Origin of the sequence: Clostridium cavendishii DSM 21758 (genome assembly GCF_900141845.1) — a bacterium.
GTDB lineage: Bacteria > Bacillota > Clostridia > Clostridiales > Clostridiaceae > Clostridium_AG > Clostridium_AG cavendishii.
Map to the genome: position 1 here is coordinate 1 of NZ_FQZB01000028.1, position 18,562 is coordinate 18,562.

19 protein-coding genes, 1 pseudogene, 1 CRISPR repeat array and 2 riboswitches (1 of these 23 cut by a window edge) are annotated in these 18,562 nt (G+C 27.9%); of the genes and pseudogenes, 6 read left to right on the forward strand and 14 right to left on the reverse strand.

The window, feature by feature from the left end:
- The 7 genes and pseudogenes from BUB01_RS23555 to BUB01_RS21905 form a co-directional block, all read right to left on the reverse strand.
- A pseudogene (locus BUB01_RS23555) lies at positions 1–290 on the reverse strand (J domain-containing protein); the annotation flags it as partial.
- A 40-nt stretch (positions 291–330) separates the two neighbouring features.
- Positions 331–2,019, reverse strand: coding sequence for a molecular chaperone HscC (locus BUB01_RS21880; RefSeq protein WP_072993685.1), 1,689 nt, complete (start codon positions 2,017–2,019; stop codon positions 331–333).
- A 290-nt stretch (positions 2,020–2,309) separates the two neighbouring features.
- Complete coding sequence (locus BUB01_RS21885; RefSeq protein WP_072993687.1) at positions 2,310–2,465, reverse strand: FeoB-associated Cys-rich membrane protein; 156 nt, start codon at positions 2,463–2,465, stop codon at positions 2,310–2,312.
- Positions 2,466–2,477: 12 nt separating this feature from the next.
- A complete protein-coding gene (gene feoB / locus BUB01_RS21890) occupies positions 2,478–4,628 on the reverse strand; it encodes a ferrous iron transport protein B (RefSeq protein ID WP_072993690.1) in 2,151 nt (716 codons plus the stop codon).
- A gap of 37 nt (positions 4,629–4,665) precedes the next feature.
- Entirely contained in the window at positions 4,666–4,887 is a 222-nt protein-coding gene (locus BUB01_RS21895) for a FeoA family protein (protein WP_072993693.1), read from the reverse strand.
- Between the two features lie 14 nt (positions 4,888–4,901).
- On the reverse strand, positions 4,902–5,111 hold the full coding sequence (locus BUB01_RS21900) for a FeoA family protein (RefSeq protein WP_072993696.1): 210 nt from the start codon (positions 5,109–5,111) through the stop codon (positions 4,902–4,904).
- A gap of 197 nt (positions 5,112–5,308) precedes the next feature.
- Complete coding sequence (locus tag BUB01_RS21905) at positions 5,309–5,992, reverse strand: helix-turn-helix domain-containing protein (protein ID WP_072993699.1); 684 nt, start codon at positions 5,990–5,992, stop codon at positions 5,309–5,311.
- A 133-nt stretch (positions 5,993–6,125) separates the two neighbouring features.
- Here BUB01_RS21905 and BUB01_RS21910 point away from each other — a divergent pair, with 133 nt between their 5' ends.
- From BUB01_RS21910 to BUB01_RS21925, 4 genes are all read left to right on the forward strand, one after another.
- Positions 6,126–6,551: a flavodoxin gene (locus tag BUB01_RS21910; RefSeq protein WP_072993701.1), complete on the forward strand. Its 426-nt coding sequence runs from the start codon at positions 6,126–6,128 to the stop codon at positions 6,549–6,551.
- Positions 6,552–6,650: 99 nt separating this feature from the next.
- Positions 6,651–7,286, forward strand: a complete 636-nt coding sequence (locus BUB01_RS21915) for a DUF3793 family protein (RefSeq protein WP_072993704.1) — start codon at positions 6,651–6,653, stop codon at positions 7,284–7,286.
- A 195-nt stretch (positions 7,287–7,481) separates the two neighbouring features.
- A complete protein-coding gene (locus BUB01_RS21920) occupies positions 7,482–8,387 on the forward strand; it encodes a DMT family transporter (protein ID WP_072993706.1) in 906 nt (301 codons plus the stop codon).
- Positions 8,388–8,412: 25 nt separating this feature from the next.
- A complete protein-coding gene (locus BUB01_RS21925) occupies positions 8,413–9,387 on the forward strand; it encodes a YbgA family protein (RefSeq protein ID WP_072993709.1) in 975 nt (324 codons plus the stop codon).
- A gap of 297 nt (positions 9,388–9,684) precedes the next feature.
- On the opposite strand, the gene BUB01_RS21930 is transcribed toward BUB01_RS21925, so the two are convergent.
- A complete protein-coding gene (locus BUB01_RS21930) occupies positions 9,685–10,284 on the reverse strand; it encodes an NUDIX hydrolase (protein WP_072993711.1) in 600 nt (199 codons plus the stop codon).
- A gap of 117 nt (positions 10,285–10,401) precedes the next feature.
- On the opposite strand from BUB01_RS21930, the gene BUB01_RS21935 reads away from it, so the two are divergent.
- The gene (locus BUB01_RS21935; RefSeq protein ID WP_072993713.1) at positions 10,402–11,694 is read left to right on the forward strand and encodes a D-alanyl-D-alanine carboxypeptidase family protein; all 1,293 of its coding nucleotides are present in this window, start codon (positions 10,402–10,404) and stop codon (positions 11,692–11,694) included.
- A gap of 281 nt (positions 11,695–11,975) precedes the next feature.
- The gene (locus BUB01_RS21940) at positions 11,976–12,680 is read left to right on the forward strand and encodes a flavin reductase family protein (RefSeq protein ID WP_072993715.1); all 705 of its coding nucleotides are present in this window, start codon (positions 11,976–11,978) and stop codon (positions 12,678–12,680) included.
- 130 nt (positions 12,681–12,810) lie between these two features.
- On the opposite strand, the gene dapA is transcribed toward BUB01_RS21940, so the two are convergent.
- From dapA to BUB01_RS21965, 6 genes are all read right to left on the reverse strand, one after another.
- Positions 12,811–13,671: a 4-hydroxy-tetrahydrodipicolinate synthase gene (gene dapA / locus BUB01_RS21945; RefSeq protein ID WP_072993717.1), complete on the reverse strand. Its 861-nt coding sequence runs from the start codon at positions 13,669–13,671 to the stop codon at positions 12,811–12,813.
- Positions 13,672–13,788: 117 nt separating this feature from the next.
- A riboswitch (Lysine riboswitch) is annotated at positions 13,789–13,952 on the reverse strand.
- A 104-nt stretch (positions 13,953–14,056) separates the two neighbouring features.
- A complete protein-coding gene (locus BUB01_RS21950) occupies positions 14,057–14,593 on the reverse strand; it encodes a hypothetical protein (protein WP_072993719.1) in 537 nt (178 codons plus the stop codon).
- Between the two features lie 342 nt (positions 14,594–14,935).
- A complete protein-coding gene (gene add, locus BUB01_RS21955) occupies positions 14,936–15,928 on the reverse strand; it encodes an adenosine deaminase (protein ID WP_072993721.1) in 993 nt (330 codons plus the stop codon).
- 62 nt (positions 15,929–15,990) lie between these two features.
- Positions 15,991–16,090: riboswitch (purine riboswitch) on the reverse strand.
- Positions 16,091–16,285: 195 nt separating this feature from the next.
- On the reverse strand, positions 16,286–16,972 hold the full coding sequence (locus tag BUB01_RS21960) for a DUF421 domain-containing protein (RefSeq protein WP_072993723.1): 687 nt from the start codon (positions 16,970–16,972) through the stop codon (positions 16,286–16,288).
- A 298-nt stretch (positions 16,973–17,270) separates the two neighbouring features.
- Positions 17,271–17,426 carry a hypothetical protein gene (locus BUB01_RS23365; RefSeq protein ID WP_159433290.1) on the reverse strand — a complete coding sequence of 52 codons (156 nt, stop codon included), beginning with the start codon at positions 17,424–17,426 and terminating at the stop codon, positions 17,271–17,273.
- Positions 17,427–17,531: 105 nt separating this feature from the next.
- Complete coding sequence (locus BUB01_RS21965; protein ID WP_072993725.1) at positions 17,532–18,095, reverse strand: CAP domain-containing protein; 564 nt, start codon at positions 18,093–18,095, stop codon at positions 17,532–17,534.
- Positions 18,096–18,298: 203 nt separating this feature from the next.
- Positions 18,299–18,562: direct repeats of the CRISPR family, unit length 30 nt; unit sequence ATTTAAATACAACTCTTGTTATTGTTAATC (it continues 746 nt past the right edge of the window).

An 18,562-nucleotide genomic window follows, 5' to 3' on the forward strand; every position in this document is an offset into this window, starting at 1 on the left:
AGTTTCTGTTCATTTTCATTATTAGAATCTATTTTTTCTTCATATATACGTTCAATAACATTGGATTCCTCATAATTATTTAAATCAAATTTATTTCTATAATTCTCTTCCTTATTCGTCTTAGCATATTGCTTAGCATATTTTATTGCTGTATCATAAGCCTCTCTAAGTCTTTGATATCCTTCTGGATCATCTTCTGGATGATGTATTTTAAGTTTCTTTGCATAGGCTTTTTTTATGTCAGACGTTTTTGTAGTAGGTTCCAAATCTAGTATGTCCCATATTTCCATAGTAAGACTCCTTTTAACATAATATGGTCAATAGTACCTCTTAAAATTCTTCAATTTCCTTAAGTCTATTTTTTAACTCTTCTCTTGCTTTACTTATTATTTTATTATCTTGTGTTTGCAAGGCTTGTTCAAAGCTTATCAATAATGCTGATATGTACTTTCTTTTTTCTCCTAAAGATTCTTCATACATTCTTTCCCCTTGAGCTAATATAAGTCTATTCTCCATTCTATCTCTTGGATGTATTTTTAAATCCTTTAGGTTCTCTAAAATCGCATCTATTTCCTCTTTTGTTAGACTACCAGGACTATTTTCAATAACCATACTCTCCTTCTTTTTAGTTAATGCATCTATAACTTCAACCTCTAAAAGACCATTTATATCATAAGTATATCTTACATCTATTGCTTTTTCTTCCCTTGGTCTTCTACCAAAATCAAATTTTAACTCTCCTAAAAAAAGATTATTACAAACTTTACGGCTTTCACCTTGATAAACTTTTATATTAATTATTCTTTGTTTTTTATGAACCGCATATAACCTTTCAACCTTACTAACTGGAATAGGAGTATTTCTTTCTATTAAAGGTAAAAAATACCCATCTTCAAAACTACCATTTTCCAATGACTCTACCACTTCAACTCCTAATGTGAATGGACAAACATCTGTTAAAATGACCTCTTTAAACATTGACTTTCTTGCTTTAAGTCCACCTTGTATAGCAGCCCCTAAGGCAACTGTCTCATCAGGATTTATATTGCAAAATGGTATTTTACTAAAGATTTTGCTTACAACACTTCTTATAATAGGCATTCTTGTTGCTCCACCTATAAGTATTATATTATCTAAATCTCTTGTCGATAACTCTGCATCTTTTAAAGCTCTTTCTATTGGTGCTTTTATTCTAACTATTAACTCATTAAAAATAGCTTCAGATTGATTTTTTGTTATCTCTACCTTTAATTTTTCTTCATTTAGCATAACTTCCATGGTTGATTCATTTTTATATGACAACTCTTTTTTGCACTTTTCAGCTTGCTTATTTATTTGTGATAATTCTTTCTTATTTAATTTATCTGATTGTAAGTTGTTTTTTTCTAAAAAATAATTAACTAATAAATTATTAAAATCTTCTCCTCCTAGATAATTATCTCCAGCTATCGATTTAACTTCAATAACCCCTTCGAACATTTCTAGTATAGATATATCAAATGTACCTCCACCTAAATCAAAAACTAAAAACTGAGATTCATCTTCATTTTGAATTCCATATGCTAAAGCTGCTGCTGTTGGTTCACTTATTAATCTTTCTACTTTAAGTCCTGCAAATTCTGCTGCCCTTTTAGTTGCCTTTCTTTGAGCATCATTAAAATATGCTGGTACGCTTATAACTGCCTCTGTTATATCTTCCTTTAAAAAAGCTTCTGCATCAGCCTTTAAAGAAGATAATATAAAAGAAGACAATTCCTCTGGAGAAAAGCTTAAGTCTCCAAGATTAAATTTTTTCTTTGTTCCCATGAACCTTTTAAAATTTGAAACAGTTCTACCTGGATGTGTTATTAACCTTTCTTTAGCCACCTTACCAACTAAAATTTCACCATTATCATCTACTCCTACTACTGATGGAGTAATATTTTCACCTAAGACATTAGGTATTAACTTAGCTCCATCTTCATTTAAGTATGCCACCAAACTATTTGTTGTTCCTAAATCTATTCCTATAATAGCCATAACTTTACATCTTCCCCTCTTTAATAGCTTAATTTTTCCCTATATTCCATTTGTTTATCGTTTATCAGAAATTCCATATATTTTCTTCATATATAAACTTTTTTATTTCTTATATTTTTATATCAAACTTCATCTAGACGTCCCTAATAAAACTCCTTTTAACAAATTACGGTTTTCTATATTTATTTTACCATCATATTTTATTTTTTCAATAAAAAGCCTCATAACAAAAAAGAATCTATTTCTAAACATTTATTATAAATGCCTCGAAATAGATTCTAAAATATTATTTATTTAAATTTTATTGTATTATCAGGCTTACAAGACCCTGAACATCCCGAACAGCCACTACTACAACATTTACCTTCTTTTTTATCTTTATATGTTTTATATGCTATAAAAGCAATTATTCCAAAGACTACTGTACCAACTATAAATGTAGCCATACTAACCCCTCCTTATGCGCTAATTTTATCTAAATTTTCTTTTTTTACTTTATTAGGCTTTGCTTTATATGGTCTAAATAGTAAATATATAAATCCAACTAATAATAATATAGCTACTGCTGTACCGATTCCAAATCCATTTCCACCAAATACTAATGCTAATTGATAAAAAACTAATGCAACTGCATATGCTAAACCTGTTTGGTATAAAAGAGCTATCCAAGTCCACTTAGCACTTCCCATTTCACGTCTAATTGCACCTATCGCAGCAAAACATGGAGCACATAATAGATTAAATATTAAGAATGAATATGCTGATAATTGAGTAAATGAAGCTTGTAAACTACCCCATACTTCAGAACCATTTTCTGCAACTTCTTCAAATCCATATAAAACACCAAAAGTACCAACTACATTTTCTTTTGCAATTAATCCTGTAATAGTAGCTACAGCAGCTTTCCAGTCTCCCCAACCAAGAGGACTAAAAATTGGAGCTATAACATTACCAAGAGTAGCTAAAATAGAATCTTTAGTTTCTACCATTTCAAGAGACCAGTTAAGACTACTTAAGAACCATATAACAACACTAGCAAGTAAAATTATAGTACCAGCTTTTCTAATAAATGATTTTGCCCTATCCCACATATGAATAAGTACACCTTTTGCACTTGGAACATGATACTTAGGTAATTCCATAACAAATGGAGCAGGTTCTCCAGCAAAAGAATTTGTTTTCTTTAATATTATTCCTGAAAGTATAATCGCTGCTATACCAATAAAATATGCAGATGGAGCTACCCAAACTGAATCCTCAAATAACGCACCAGCTATTAAAGCTATTATAGGCAATTTAGCTGAACACGGTATAAAAGTAGTAGTCATGATAGTCATTTTTCTATCAGATTCATTTTCAATAGTTCTAGATGCCATTATTCCTGGAACTCCACAACCTGTTCCTATAAGTATTGGAATAAATGATTTCCCTGAAAGACCAAATTTACGGAAAATTCTATCCATTATAAACGCTATACGTGCCATATAGCCGCAATCTTCTAAAATCGCAAGACATAAAAACAATACCATCATTTGTGGTAAAAATCCAAGTACAGATCCTACCCCTGCTATAATACCTTTAACTATCAAAGAAACTAACCATTCTGCAGTTCCTATGGAATTTAAAAATCCTTCTACAGCTGGAGGAACTACATCTCCAAACACTACATCATTTACCCAGTCAGTCATACCAGTTCCTATTGTAGAAATTGACAAATAATAAACTAAAAACATAATGCCTGCAAATATAGGTAAAGCTAAAATTCTATTTGTTACAATTCTATCTATTTTATCAGAAGTAGTTAATCCAGATTTGTTCTTCTTAACTATGCATTTATTAGTTATTTTACTTATGTATGTATAACGTTCATTGGTTATTATACTTTCTCCATCATCATCTAAGTTATCTTCACATTCAGTTATTATAGTCTTTATTTTTTCCTTAGCTTCATTTGAAAGATTCACTTCATCAATAACTTTTTCATCATTCTCAAATAACTTTATAGCATACCAACGTAAGTGTTCTTTACTAATTTGATTTTGAATTTCTTTCTCAATAGAAGTTAATGTTTTTTCAACCTCTTCTGAAAAAGTATGTTGTGGTACTACTTTAATATGTGCTTTAGCTAATTCTACAGCTTTGTTTACTACTTCTTTACACCCCTCACCTTTTAAAGCTGAAGTCTCTATTATAGTACATCCCATATGCTTGCTTAACTTTTGCATATCTACAGAGTCTCCATTTTTTCTAAGTATATCAACCATGTTAAGTGCTATCACAACAGGAATTCCAAGCTCTAAAAGCTGAGTTGTTAAATATAAATTTCTTTCAATATTAGTACTATCTACTATATTTATAATAACATCTGGTGTTTCATTAAGAAGATAATTTCTTGTTACAACCTCTTCTAATGTATATGGTGAAAGCGAATAAATACCCGGTAAATCTATAACCTTTATCCCCTTATGTTCTCTTAATTTTCCTTCTTTTTTCTCTACAGTTACTCCTGGCCAATTACCTACGTATTGTGAACTACCAGTTAAGTAATTAAACATAGTAGTTTTACCGCTATTAGGATTACCTGCTAGAGCTATTTTAATATTTTCCATTCTTTATTTTCCCCCTTAAAACGAATCTAAGCTTCATTTATTCTACTTCTATCATTTGAGCATCTGCTTTACGGATTGTTAGTTCATAATTTCTAACATTTACTTCTATTGGATCTCCAAGTGGTGCAAGCTTACGAACAAAAACTTCAACCCCTTTAGTTATTCCCATATCCATAATCCTTCTTTTTACAGCTCCCTCCCCATGAAGTTTTACTACTGTTGCTTTTTCTCCACACTTAATATCTTTTAATGTTGTCATAATTTAATGCCTCCCTAAACAATAATTCTGTTAGCCATACTTTTATCTATAGCAATTCTTGTATCTTTTACATTTATTATCAAATTACCAGCAAGTTCTGATATAACAATAACGCCTTCACCTTCTACAAAGCCTAATCTTTCAAGAAACTGACGAGTATTATCTCTACCTGTTATCTTTTTAATATAATTTTTTTCTCCAGCCTTAGCCATTGACAATGTCATATTATCTCCTCCTCAAATATAATTTTTTAACAATCTAAATTATTATATTTATATTACTTGCATTCAATTTATTTATAGCAAAAGTTTACTCATTTGATAACAAATATCATTATCACAATATAATACTATCACAATTGAAATTGATTTTCAAGTTCTTTTGTTAAAAATTTATTCATCTCACCTGTTATTATCTGATATCACCTTTTATTCAGCTTTCTATAAATAGATGGGGAGATTCTTTCACGTTCTTTAAAAACCATAGAAAAATAACTTTGATTTTTAAATCCACAAAGATCTGAAACATATGCTAAAGAATAATCTCCTTCTTTAAGTAACTCTTTACTTTTTTTAAGCCTTTGATTGTTTATATAAGAAGTTATTTTTTCTCCAGTAGCTTCTACAAATAAAGTTGATAAATAATTTTTAGATAAGTGCACTTGCTTTGATAATAAATCTAAACTTAAATCTTCTTGCAAATTTTCTTTTATATATGTCATAACTTTTCTAACCACAAAATTCTTGCAACTATAATTATTTTTTCTTAAAATTTTATCTATTTCTATTAAATATTCCTTTCCTAACTCATATATATTTATAAATTTCTCCACTTTATTTAATTTTTCTAGATACAAACTACATGTAATCCTTAAACTATTACAAGTTTTTTCTTCATCTAATAGTCCCCTAGAAGTTGCAACCATTAATATAATAATATTTCTTTTTAAAGCATCTCTAGCATCAACCTCTATTAAATCATTAAATAGACATACCCTATAAGATTTTTCATAAATCTCTAATACTTTATCAATTTGTCCACTTCTTAACTTCTCCCTTATTAAATCCTCTACTAAAAATTGTTGATTTTGTTTTGAATTTATCATAAAACTTCTCGCCTTTCTTATTTTTTATAAAAAAATAGGTAGATTTCTAAAAACTAATTTTTCTATACCATTATAATATTAATTGAGAATGATTATCAAGTTATTTTTTAAAAAACTATTAGGAGGTAAATTTATGAAAAATTTAGCAATAATTTATTGGAGTGGTACAGGTAATACAGAAGAAATGGCAAAATTAATAGAGCAAGGTGCTATTAATGCGGGTGCTAAAGTAAATATTTTAACAGTTGACAAAGCTACTATAGAAGATTTCAAAAATGCTGACGTGGTTGCACTTGGATCACCATCTATGGGTGTTGAAGTTATAGAAGAAAGTGAAATGGAACCTTTTGTAGAATCTATTGAATCCTTAGTATCAGGAAAAAAACTTGGCTTATTTGGATCTTACGGATGGGGTACAGGTGAATGGATGGAAAATTGGGTAGAAAGAATGAATAACTGTGGTGCAGACGTTTTAGATGATGGCTTAATAATAAACGGTATGCCTGAAGGTGCTGATTCCGATTTATGTATTAATTATGGTAAAAATTTAGTTAAATAAATAGAAAAATTATTTTATTTATTTAGCTTAATACATGTAATACAAGGAAAAAGGAAAAGCTAATAAAGTAAATTTCAAAAATAACTAAGGAGGATTTTTATGATAAGATTTTTTGATAAACTAAATGATCTAAATGATACAGAATATATGAAAAGACTTGTTACTTATTTAATAGCTCCTGTACTAACAGGCATAAAACCTTCATCTACAATTACACTAAATGATGAAAAAAGAAAATTATGTTCTAGATTTTTAGAATATGGAGATGAGTTTATCAAAAGTCTTGATTTGAACTATAAAATCATGAAAACTTCTCCTAAAGGTATTGTAATTCTAGTTTATAATAAGTCACAACTTGAAAAATATATATATATTAATAAAAATAAACAGTTTTTATGTAAACTTGGTTACGGACAAGATTTTTCTTTAGAAAAATGTTTAAGCTGTCTAAAAACTAAATTTGAAGCTTTAGAATTTCCTCATGAAGCTGGAGTTTTCTTGGGCTTTCCCCTAGAAGATGTTATTGAATTCATGAATAATAATAAAAACTTCCTATGTTCTGGGTATTGGAGAGTTTACCATAATGAAAATTCTGCAAGAGAGCTTTTCAGACTTTATGATAAATCTAAAGAGTTAGTGGCAAATTGTATATTAGAAGATTTAAGTCTTCTTGATATAAAAAATACATTATATAATATTTATGTTAACGAAACCTTGGTAAATATTGCGATTTAATCCCCCATAAGCATTATAGCTGACCCCTTTAATGCTTAGATAAAAAATACACTAGAGTAAAGTATACTGCCATTTACTTTGCCCTAGTGTATTTTTATGATATTTTGCATAAAGTCTGTTATAATTATTAAGGAAATTATTATAAATACTTATCTTGGTGGTCTAACACACAAGATATTATAAGGAGTTGATTTTTTGAAAAATAAAACTTTTATTGCAGATGCTTCATTACTACTTGTAGCAATATTATGGGGATTTAGCTTTACTTTGTGTAAAAATGTTTTATCACTTGTTAGTCCTTTTTATATGTTATTTTTTAGGTTTATAATAGGCTTTATATTTCTATCTATAATATTTCATAAAAAGTATAAACTTCTAAATTTGAAAATCTTAAAACAAGGAATAATTCTTGGAGTATTTTTATTTGCTGGGTTTGCTTTTCAAACTGTAGGACTAGTTTATACTACTGTAAGTAACAATGCTTTTTTAACTGCTATTTATGTTATAATTGTTCCTTTTCTATATTGGTTTATCCATAAAGAAAAACCAAATTTCTCCTTATTTATAGCTTGTATATTATGTATAACAGGAATAGGTATTTTAACATTAAATAATGGTATTATATCTATTAATCTAGGTGATTTCTTAACTATTTTATGTGCCATATTCTTTGCGCTTCAAATAGCTTTTTTAGGTCCTTTTACTAAAGATGCTGACCCTATACTCTTAACTATTATACAGTTTGCTACAAACGCAATTTTAGCTTTCATTTTTAATTTATTTAACGGCTATCCAAAGCTTATACCTTCTAATGATTCAATATGGCAATTATTATACATAGCTATTTTTGCAACTATTCTAGCCTTTTTAATACAAAATATAGCTCAACGCTATACCAAATCAACCCATGCAGCTTTAATTCTATCTACAGAATCATTATTTGGAACAATATTTGCAAGTATATTTATTAACGAAGCAATAACTACTAAAACAATAATAGGGTTTTGCTTTATATTTGTATCAATTATTCTTACAGAAATAGAACTTCCATTTATCTCAGGAATAAATTCTAAAATAAAATCACACTTTATTAATAAATAATATTCTTTTAAAAGAGGTGTATATTATGAAGGAATGGCCCAAACCAACTTTATTAATCTCAAAATGCTTAAATGATCATAAATGTAGATATGATGGTTCAAGTGCTACCTCTGATACATTTAAAACCCTACTTCCCTACATAAATATTATAGAGGTTTGTCCCGAACAAGATATTGGACTTGAGACTCCAAGAGAGGCTATACGTCTTATGTCACAAAATAATTCTATACATCTTATATCACCTAAGCTTAATAAAGATTATACAAAACAAATGACAGAACTTGCAGATGATATTATTTGCAAGTTGAAACAAAAAGATATAGATGGTGCACTTTTAAAAAGTCATTCTCCATCTTGTGGCATAAAAGATATTAAAATTTATTATAGTGATAAAAAAGGTTCTGCATCTAGTAAAGGTAGTGGAATATTTGGTGGTAAACTTTGTGACAGTTTTTCAAGTCTTCCAATAGAAGATGAAGGCAGAATTAATAATTTTTTAATTCGTGAACATTTCTTAACTAGAATATTTACTCTTGCTGAATTTAAAACTGTATATTCTACTAATAAAATAAGTTCCCTTTTAGAATTTCATGCTAAAAACAAATTACTATTTATGGCATATAACCAAACAGGACTTAAAAAACTTGGTAATATAGCTGCTAACCGTCTAAGCTTAAATATCGATGAAGTTTTTAAAGAGTACTACAAAGAATTATGCAATCAGTTTTTAAAACTTCCAAGATATACTTCAGTTATAAATGTTTTTAACCATGCTTTAGGTTATTTTGATAAGGAACTAAACTCTAAAGAAAAAAATTTCTTTAATGAATTGATTGAAAAGTTTAGAGTGGGTAAAATCCCTCAAAGCGTTATTATAAATTTATTAAAAAGCTATGCTATAAGATTTAATAATGACTATCTTCTATCTCAAACTCTTCTAGAGCCTTATCCTGAAGAACTTATTGATATTTGTGACTCAGGTAAAGGTACTGTTAGATGAAAGCTTTAGGTGCATCAATATGAAAAAACCATTGATGCACCTATTCTCATAATTATAAATCTACTCTATATGAACTATCATTATATATTTTTCTCACTTAAAAATGACACAAAATTCAAACATATACCCTTTCCTTATAGAATTCATGTAATACAATATTGGTTTAAAAACATTATACATCTTGTCTTTTTTTAAATTTTATAAAAATACACTTAAAATATTTAAGAACTTAAATATTAAGTTCTTAAATATAAAACATATATATCCGCAACTTAAACTAAAAGATAATATTAATTTTTAACTTAATAATTTCATAAACTCCGTAATAATTCTTGCTGTATTCCCCCATATTATCTCTTCTTTATATTTATAAAAATACTGTGGCACATAAGATTTCGAAAATTTATAATTCTTTCCTCCCCTTATAAGATCATAAGGAAAATCCTCCTTTAGGTTTGGACCAACCTCCATTTCATACTCTATAGGCTTATGCTCCTTAAAAAAGTTTATTGGAACTTTAAGCACACTATGAACCTCATCTTTATTCACATCTGTAGGAAATTTAGTTACCCTTCCTACTAATACATACATGATTAAATTCCCATGAGTTATAAGATAATCCATCTCTCCTATAATTTCTACATACTCTTCTCCTATATTAAGCTCTTCAACCGTTTCCCTTATAGCACATTCAGATCTAGTTTCATTATCTTCTATTTTCCCACCAGGAAAACATATATCTCCAGGTTGAGTTCTTAAATTTAAAGCCCTTTTTTCAAATAATATATATGTTTCACCATTTTCGATATAAATAGGTATTAGCACAGCTGCCTTTTTATAACTTCCTAAAATTTTCCCTTTTCTACCTTTAAATATATTTTCTATGTCTTTAATCAAAAAAACACCCCCGTATTTTTTACATTTTTATTACTTTTATTGTTATTATATCTTATTAATGTTATACTTAAAATGTTTTGAAATATTTATAAATTATTTATATGGGAGAGATGAACATTGATACGCAAAAGAATTTTAACATCATTGATTTTTACAATTGGACTTACACTTATCAGTCCTTTAGCAACTACTACTGCTAAAGCTGCTGAAACAACTACTAAGCCAACATTAGCTGCTAAATATGCAGTATCTATAGATTATGAAACAGGTGAGCTTATATATACTAAGGGTATAGATGAAAAAGCTTATCCAGCTAGTACAACAAAAGTACTTACAGCTCTTTTATTTGCTGAAAACAAGCAAAAGACTGACGTTATATCATACCCAGAAAGTGGTAAAAACCAACCAGATGCTTCATTGTATGTAAACTTTAAGGCTATAAAACCTGGAGATACTATGACCGGTGATGATGTAATGAAAGCTCTACTTTTATTCTCTGCTAATGACTCTGCTTGCATGATTGCAGATGCTGTAAGTGGTAGTGAGTCTTCTTTTATCGATGCAATGAATAAAAAAGTGGCTGATTTACACCTTAAAAATACTCACTTTGCTACCGTAAATGGTCTTCATAGTCCTGAGCACTATACTACGGCTTATGATATGTCGATTATAGCTAAAGAGGCTTTCCATAATGATTGGGTTAGGGAAACTATGGGAACAAAAGATGCAACTATAGCTATTAGTAATGGAAAAACAATTAAAATTGAAAACAGAAATAAATTCTTAGGTAAAAACGGCAATATAGGTGGTAAAACAGGTTTTACAACTCCAGCAGGTAAATGCTTAGTTTCTATTTACGAAAGAGATGGCAGAAAAATGGTAGGCGTTGTATTTAAATCTGACTCTGGTGCAAATGATGACATTTACTTTAAAGATATGGAAAAAATGATGGATTATAGTTATGGTGCTAAAAGAGTTGTCGATTTAAAGAAGGGCACTGAACTTGAGAAGCTTAAACTTGAATACAAACCACTAAAATTCTTTGGACCAACTAAAACTATAGAAGTTCCTTTAACTCTTGAAGAAGATGTTACTTATTATAAAAATGAAATAAATGATAAAGAAACTACTAGGACCGTTAACTTAAACAACAATAGTAAGGATTTAGATGCTTGGACTCTTGCTAAAAATTCAGATAAAATTAAACTTGATGTAAAAGAAAGAGCTTATTCAAAAAGCTACAATGTTAAAGCTGATATAAATACTTCTAAGTTAATAACTTCAAATATAATTTTATACTTTATAGTATTGGCTGTTATTATTTTAGCTATTGCTTTAGTATTATTTATAATATCCTCAATTAATAAAGGTAAAAGAAGTAAAGGAAGAAGAAAAAAAGGTATATTTTAAATTTTAAGTGAAGGTAAGTTATTTACCTTCACTTATTTAATTTTATACTTCAAATCTTATATATAATACTTTTTATCATCTTAATATATCTCTACAAATTTCACAGGAATTATATAATTAGTTACCAAATAAGCAATGCTACAAAACTTTTAGAAATTAATGATAAAAGCCTCTAAGCTTTCAATTAAAACACTTCCTATCACTTGATTTATACTAAAAATAATTTTATACTTTATTAAGTATTAAACAAAAATATTACTAAAGAATTCGGGGGAATAATTATGGCTAAAACTAAATTTAAAGGCAGTGTAATACTAAATCCAGTACCTGTGGTACTTATAACTACTAAAAATAAAGAAGGAAAAACTAATGTATTCACTGTAGCTTGGGCAGGTACAATCAACACAAAGCCTCCTATGCTTTCAATATCTGTAAGACCTGAAAGACTTAGTTATGAATATATAAAAGAAACTATGGAATTTGTAGTTAATATGCCTTCAGCAAATCTTACAAAAAAGGTTGATTACTGCGGAGTTCGTTCTGGTAAAAAAGAAGATAAAATTAAAGAAATGAATTTTTCTTTAACTGACTCAGACAATGTTTCTGTTCCATATATAAATGAATGTCCTGTTAATATAGAATGTAAGGTTCATTCTATAATTCCACTAGGTACTCACGATTTAATCCTTGCTGATGTTATAGGCTCTTATGTAGATGAATCTCTTATTGACGAAAAAGGTAAAATACATTTAGAACAAGCTGATTTAATAACTTATTGTCATGGAGAATACTTCAAAATGCCACAGGACGCTATAGGAAAATTCGGTTATTCAGTAGCTAAAAATACTGTAAAAGCCTCAACTCCTAAAAAGAAAGCTTCTTTTAAAAAGGAAACTACTACCAAAAAAACTGACTTTAATAAAAAAGAATATGCTAAAAAATCAAAAACTCCTTCTAAAGCTAAAAATTTTAAAAAGAAAAAATAAAGAGTATATAAACTCCTTCTAAGTGAATATTTAAATCTTTGACTTGCTTAACATAACTTTACTCCTATAAAAGAGTTTTTCTAAAAAATAAGGTATTCCTATTGAATCAGTAGGAATACCTTACTTTCAATTATTTAATTATCAACTTTAATTCTTCTCTAAGTTCCTTTGATGCTATTACTAATGGAAGCCTTACTTCCTCACTATCTATTAATCCTTGACTATTTAATACATACTTAAGTGGTGCTGGATTTGGTTCTTTAAATAATAGAGGTATATTAGGGTATATTTCCCTCCAAATATTTAACGCCTTATTAAGGTCTCCTGTATTAATTAAGTTATACACCTCTAAATACTTCTTGGTATTTAAATGAGCTGATGCCATTACACCACCTTGCCCACCTAAAGCTAAATTTGAAAAGAAAAATACATCCTCACCAGTAAGTATAGAAAAATCATCAGGTCTATTCATAAGAAGATTTATACTCTGATCTGAACTTCCACAAGAATCTTTTATCCCTATAATATTTTTCTTCTCTGCCAATTTTAATATAGTACTATTTTCCATATTTCTTCCCGTTCTGTAAGGTATGTTATATAAAACTATATCTAAAGCTGTACTATCAGCAATAGCTGCAAAATGCTCCAATATACCTCTTTGATCTGGTCTTGAATAATAAGGTGAAACTGATAGTATTCCATCAACTCCAGCCTTTTCAATCACCCTTAATTTTTCTATTAATTTTCTTGTATTATTTCCACCATGTCCAACAAAAATTTTAACCCTATGGTTATTAACTTCTGATGTAAGATTTAATAATTTGTCGTATTCATAATCTGATAAAACCGCACTCTCTCCTGTTGTCGCTAAAGGTGTAATCCCTTGAACTCCTTCATTAATATAATGCTCAACTAATTTTTTATAGCCTTCATAGTCAACCTCGCCATCCTTGAAAGGGGTAATTAGTGGTACATAAACTCCATTTAACATTTTACACTTCTCTCCTTTATACTTCTATGGGTATAAAAAATCCCATAAAGATACTCTCTTTATGGGTAGAATGATACTATTTTAGTATATAATCATACTTTTAACAATTATATATATAAATTTAGTAGCTCTCCATTTTCATGACAGTTATGTATATATTCTATACATATCCAAGAGAATTGAATACCTTCTCTCCTCTTTCGGCTTTTTACCCTTTCATTAGTTCTCACTGTATGCCTACTAAAACTAATTACTATTCTCAAAGCGCCTCTACCCAATTTTTAAATATTATAACACTAAAACATTCAAATGTAAATAAATGTGTTTAAAACTTATTAAATTTTCATTTTAATTTTAGTTTTATTAATCTATCATATCAAATTCATTATTTTTCTAAAGAAAATGACTTTTCAGTTCTCTCTACAATTTCCATAATCTCATCTTTTGACCCTTCAACAGAAACATAATGTATATATCCATCGTCTTTTTCAAAAATCCACATAACTATCATTACTCCATCCTTTGGATATACTCCATAAACTTGTAATGCTTCATTATCTCCTATCTTAACAGTAGCCCCTTTTACATTTTCAGCACCTTCGGACTCTATTTTCTTAAATAAACTACTTGCAACAGTTTTAGTATCCTGTCCCTTCTTTTCCCACATATTTAAGGTAATAATAGATTTACCTTCCTTATCGCTATACTGAATAATTGGTGTAGATATATCAATATCTTTGAACTTTTTCCAATCAGAAGGTATATCTACAAAACCATAATTAGTTTCCCCAACTCTTTGTACCGCTTTATCAGAAGTAGCTTTATGTTTTGCTTCTCTCTTGCTGCTTTCTAAATCTGTACACCCTTGAAACACTATTCCTAATATCAAAAATAGTGTAAGAATCTTTAATATATTTTTCATTCTTCATTTACCCCTATAAGTATTTTTAATTCTAGTTCTGGCATATTAAAATTTGCTGGTTTTATTAAATATTTCTTTAGTGATATCTTTATCTAATTATAGCTCCTTTTAATTCCTAACTAATTATTTATTTCTTCTATTTTACCATATTATTTATATCTAGTAAATATTACCCATAATTTTATATACTTTTAACTCTAATCAAAAATTTAAAAATATTTTAATTATTAATTACTTTATTCCTCAATCTTATTATAATTTATAAAAAAGTTCCTTCCAACTTAGACTTTTATTAATATAAAAGCCAATTTGGAAGGAGTTATACAAATACATATTCTCTTTTTAAACTAATTTTCTTAAATTTTCTTTTGTTTTTTCATCAGTAAAACTTGCTTCAACACTATTAAGATAAATTTGTTTATAATCTTCAAAACTAATATTAAACTCTTTTTTTACTATATCAAATTCCTTTGTCATAGTTGTATCTGATACTATTCTATTGTCTGTATTTACAGTAACGTTGATTCCATCCTTATGAAAATCATAAATGGGATGACTATTAAAACTATTAACTGCCTTTGTTTGAACATTACTCGTTGGACACATTTCAAGAGTAATATTTTTCTCTCTAACAATTTCATAAGCCTCTTTACAATCTCTTATAAATACCCCATGTCCTATTCTTTCAGCTCCTAAAAGTTCCACTGCTTCTAGCACATTTTTACCTATTCCAGTTTCTCCTGCATGAATAGTTACTCTGTAACCATATTCTCTAGCAACTTTTATTGGCTCTACAAATTTTCTACAGAAACCTTCTTCTTCTGCTGCGCACAAATCTACTGCAACAACTCCTCTTCCTAAGAATTTCTTACCTTTTTCAACTACTTCCAAAGCTTTATCTGCAGACATATTTCTCATACATGATAGTATCACATTTCCATTTATATCATACTTTTCTTCTGCATCTTTAATTCCTTCTATAACACTCTGTATTATTTCCTCTATTTTTAGCCCTTTTACTGTATGAAGCACAGGAGCAAACCTTACTTCCATATATTTAACATTTTCCTTTGCGGCATCTTCAAAAAGTTCAAAAGCAATTCTTCTTAAGCTTTCTTTTGATTGCATTACTAAATTCGGAATAGCAAATGCTTTTAAATATTCATTAAGAGAAGTACACTCTAATGGAGCAGTAACCTCATTTTTAATTATCTCTCTATCAAAAGACGGAATATCTATTTCCTCCTTTTTTGCTATATCAATTATTGTTTCTGGTCTAACACTTCCATCTAAATGACAGTGAAGTTCAATTTTAGGTAAATTTAAAAAATTCATAATATCCTCCTAAATCTATATTTTTATATAAAAAAATTCCTAATCACAAAGAAAATATATACCTAAATATATATTTTCTTCGTAATTAGGAATTATTGGTTCCTAGTAGAGACCCCCAAACCATATCATTGGGGTTATACGAAATTTCAATCTAAAATATTAATTTTTTAAATTATATAAAAATTCAATATTATTGTCAACATTAAAAATTTGAATTTATATAAACTTTCTTACAGCTTAAATACATTTAAATTTTAGATAAGACTAACTCTCCTTAGTAATAGACTATATATCAAATATTCTATTTAAACAATTTTGATATGCTATAATATTTTTAGATATTAAGTTAATCAACCTTTACTTTGTTTTTGTTGAAACATATAATTTTCCTGTTAAATTCACTCCAGCATAAAAAACATCCTCTACATAAGAAATGTTATTATTTTTTAATTGTCCTATAACCCAGTTTTCATCATGATTAGTAGCTTTCAAATTATCATACATTATTTTTCCATCAATAATTATGTCAGTTATTAGACCAGTCTCAGGTTTTGAAATATTTAAATCACTAGTAGTTACTGCTTGCTTACTTGCCTTTTCTAATACAGTCAATTGTCCATCACTTTCTATAGCCGCAATTAATACATCATCTATATTAAATATATCCTTTTCTCTCAATTGCATCATTAATTTGTTTATAGTAATTTTTGCTTTTCTTACATTGTAATCTAATAACTTTCCATTATTAATAATTATAATAGGCTCACCATCAACTATCTTTCTGAATTTAATACTTTTAATATCTAAATGATCTGTAATAACAACTAATATAGTAATAATAATTAATGAAATTGTAGCTAAAATTGGTGATTCCTTTGAGCCCAGTGCTATTCTTACTGCAATGGCTCCAATAGTAACTCCAACTATAAAATCATAAAATGTTATCCTTGATATTAGTTTTCTCCCTATTATCCTTCCTAGTATTAACAAAATAATATAAGTACAAATACTTCTAAAAATTATTTCAATAATTTCCTCTAACATCCTTTTGTCTCCTTATATTAGTATTTTTATACTTATATCTTCACCCCTACATTTAAAAATATTCATCTTATTTTGATATACTTAATCTCTCAACTATTGTTGTAATTTAATACTTTATAATAAATAATTTTTTAAGATTATTGAAACTGGTTGGATTGATGCATTTCCAAATCGATTGACTAATGAATTAACTAGTGATTGTAAATTCAGAAATACTCCTTATTATAAATATAAGAAGTATTTCAACTAATCAAACCCTTTGCTTTATTGTTTTGTTTATAACTAAATTATATTTTCTTCATTTTAAAAGTAATATTATAGCTAACGGTAGCCATATTGGTAAAGTACTTACTAATATCAAAATAATAGGTATACCTATATCAAATTTTGAATATTCTATATCACCAGGCTTTAAGGGTACTAATTCAACTAATTCTTCCTTTTTATTATCCATATAACTCCTCACCTTAAATAATTTTTATTTATAATTATACCCTCATTTTGCCTTCTAATACCTGACCTATAAATATAAATATTTTTAATAAGATTTTAAACCAATTCATTTTTTCAAAAATATTTGAATGACATAAATAGTATCTTTATAAAAAATAACTGAAATATATATTCTATTGTACTTCTGCTTTAGGATATTTGCTTTATGTCCAGGCGAGTTCATAAACGCCTCCATTATATCCTTGGTAGTGTAGGTTTTACTCAACCTCTCAACTATTTCTTCTTTACTATACTTCCCAATATTCTTATCAAATTTAGCATAATGTAAATTTTCACCTATCACTTCAGCATGTACATTCATACTTGGAGCTAAATCACATATATATTTCCCATCCAAATTTTTATGACTAAAATAATTATGCTCTATCATATCATTAATTTTATAATCTGCCAAAATTTTAGCATCATTATCTACTGCTAATTCCTCTACACCATTCTCTCTTCTAAACTCATTTACCTCACTTACCATCTCTTTTTCATAAGCTTCTAAACGTATTTTTTCTTTTAAAACAGGTCTATTATAAAAATTCATATAAGTAATACACAAAATTGCAAATATAACAATAGTAATAGCTAAAATAATATTTAATATTTTTTCCTTTCGTAACATTTAATTGCCTCTTTATATTTAGTACTTAAGGAAAATATATTTTTTATTAGCTTTAAATATACTTAAAATTTAAAATTAAAAAAATATAAAAATTATCATTTGAAATATAAACAAATACTATTTAAGTTTTAAAAAATAATGCCTGCATTGTTAAAGTCAATTACAAAAGAAGTACCTTTTTTCACAGGCTCGTACAAATTATTATTTAAATACAACTCTTGTTATTGTTAATCGGTCCAGTACCAAAAGGTCATGTTGTAATATTCGCATTTAAATACAACTCTTGTTATTGTTAATCCCATATCTTTAATATTAGAGCCTAGATGTATCTCTATTTAAATACAACTCTTGTTATTGTTAATCAACTAGAAGCTTTGAAGTTAATGACTTTAATGTAAGATTTAAATACAACTCTTGTTATTGTTAATCTTTAAACACTAAAAAGAATAAACACAATCTCCAAATAT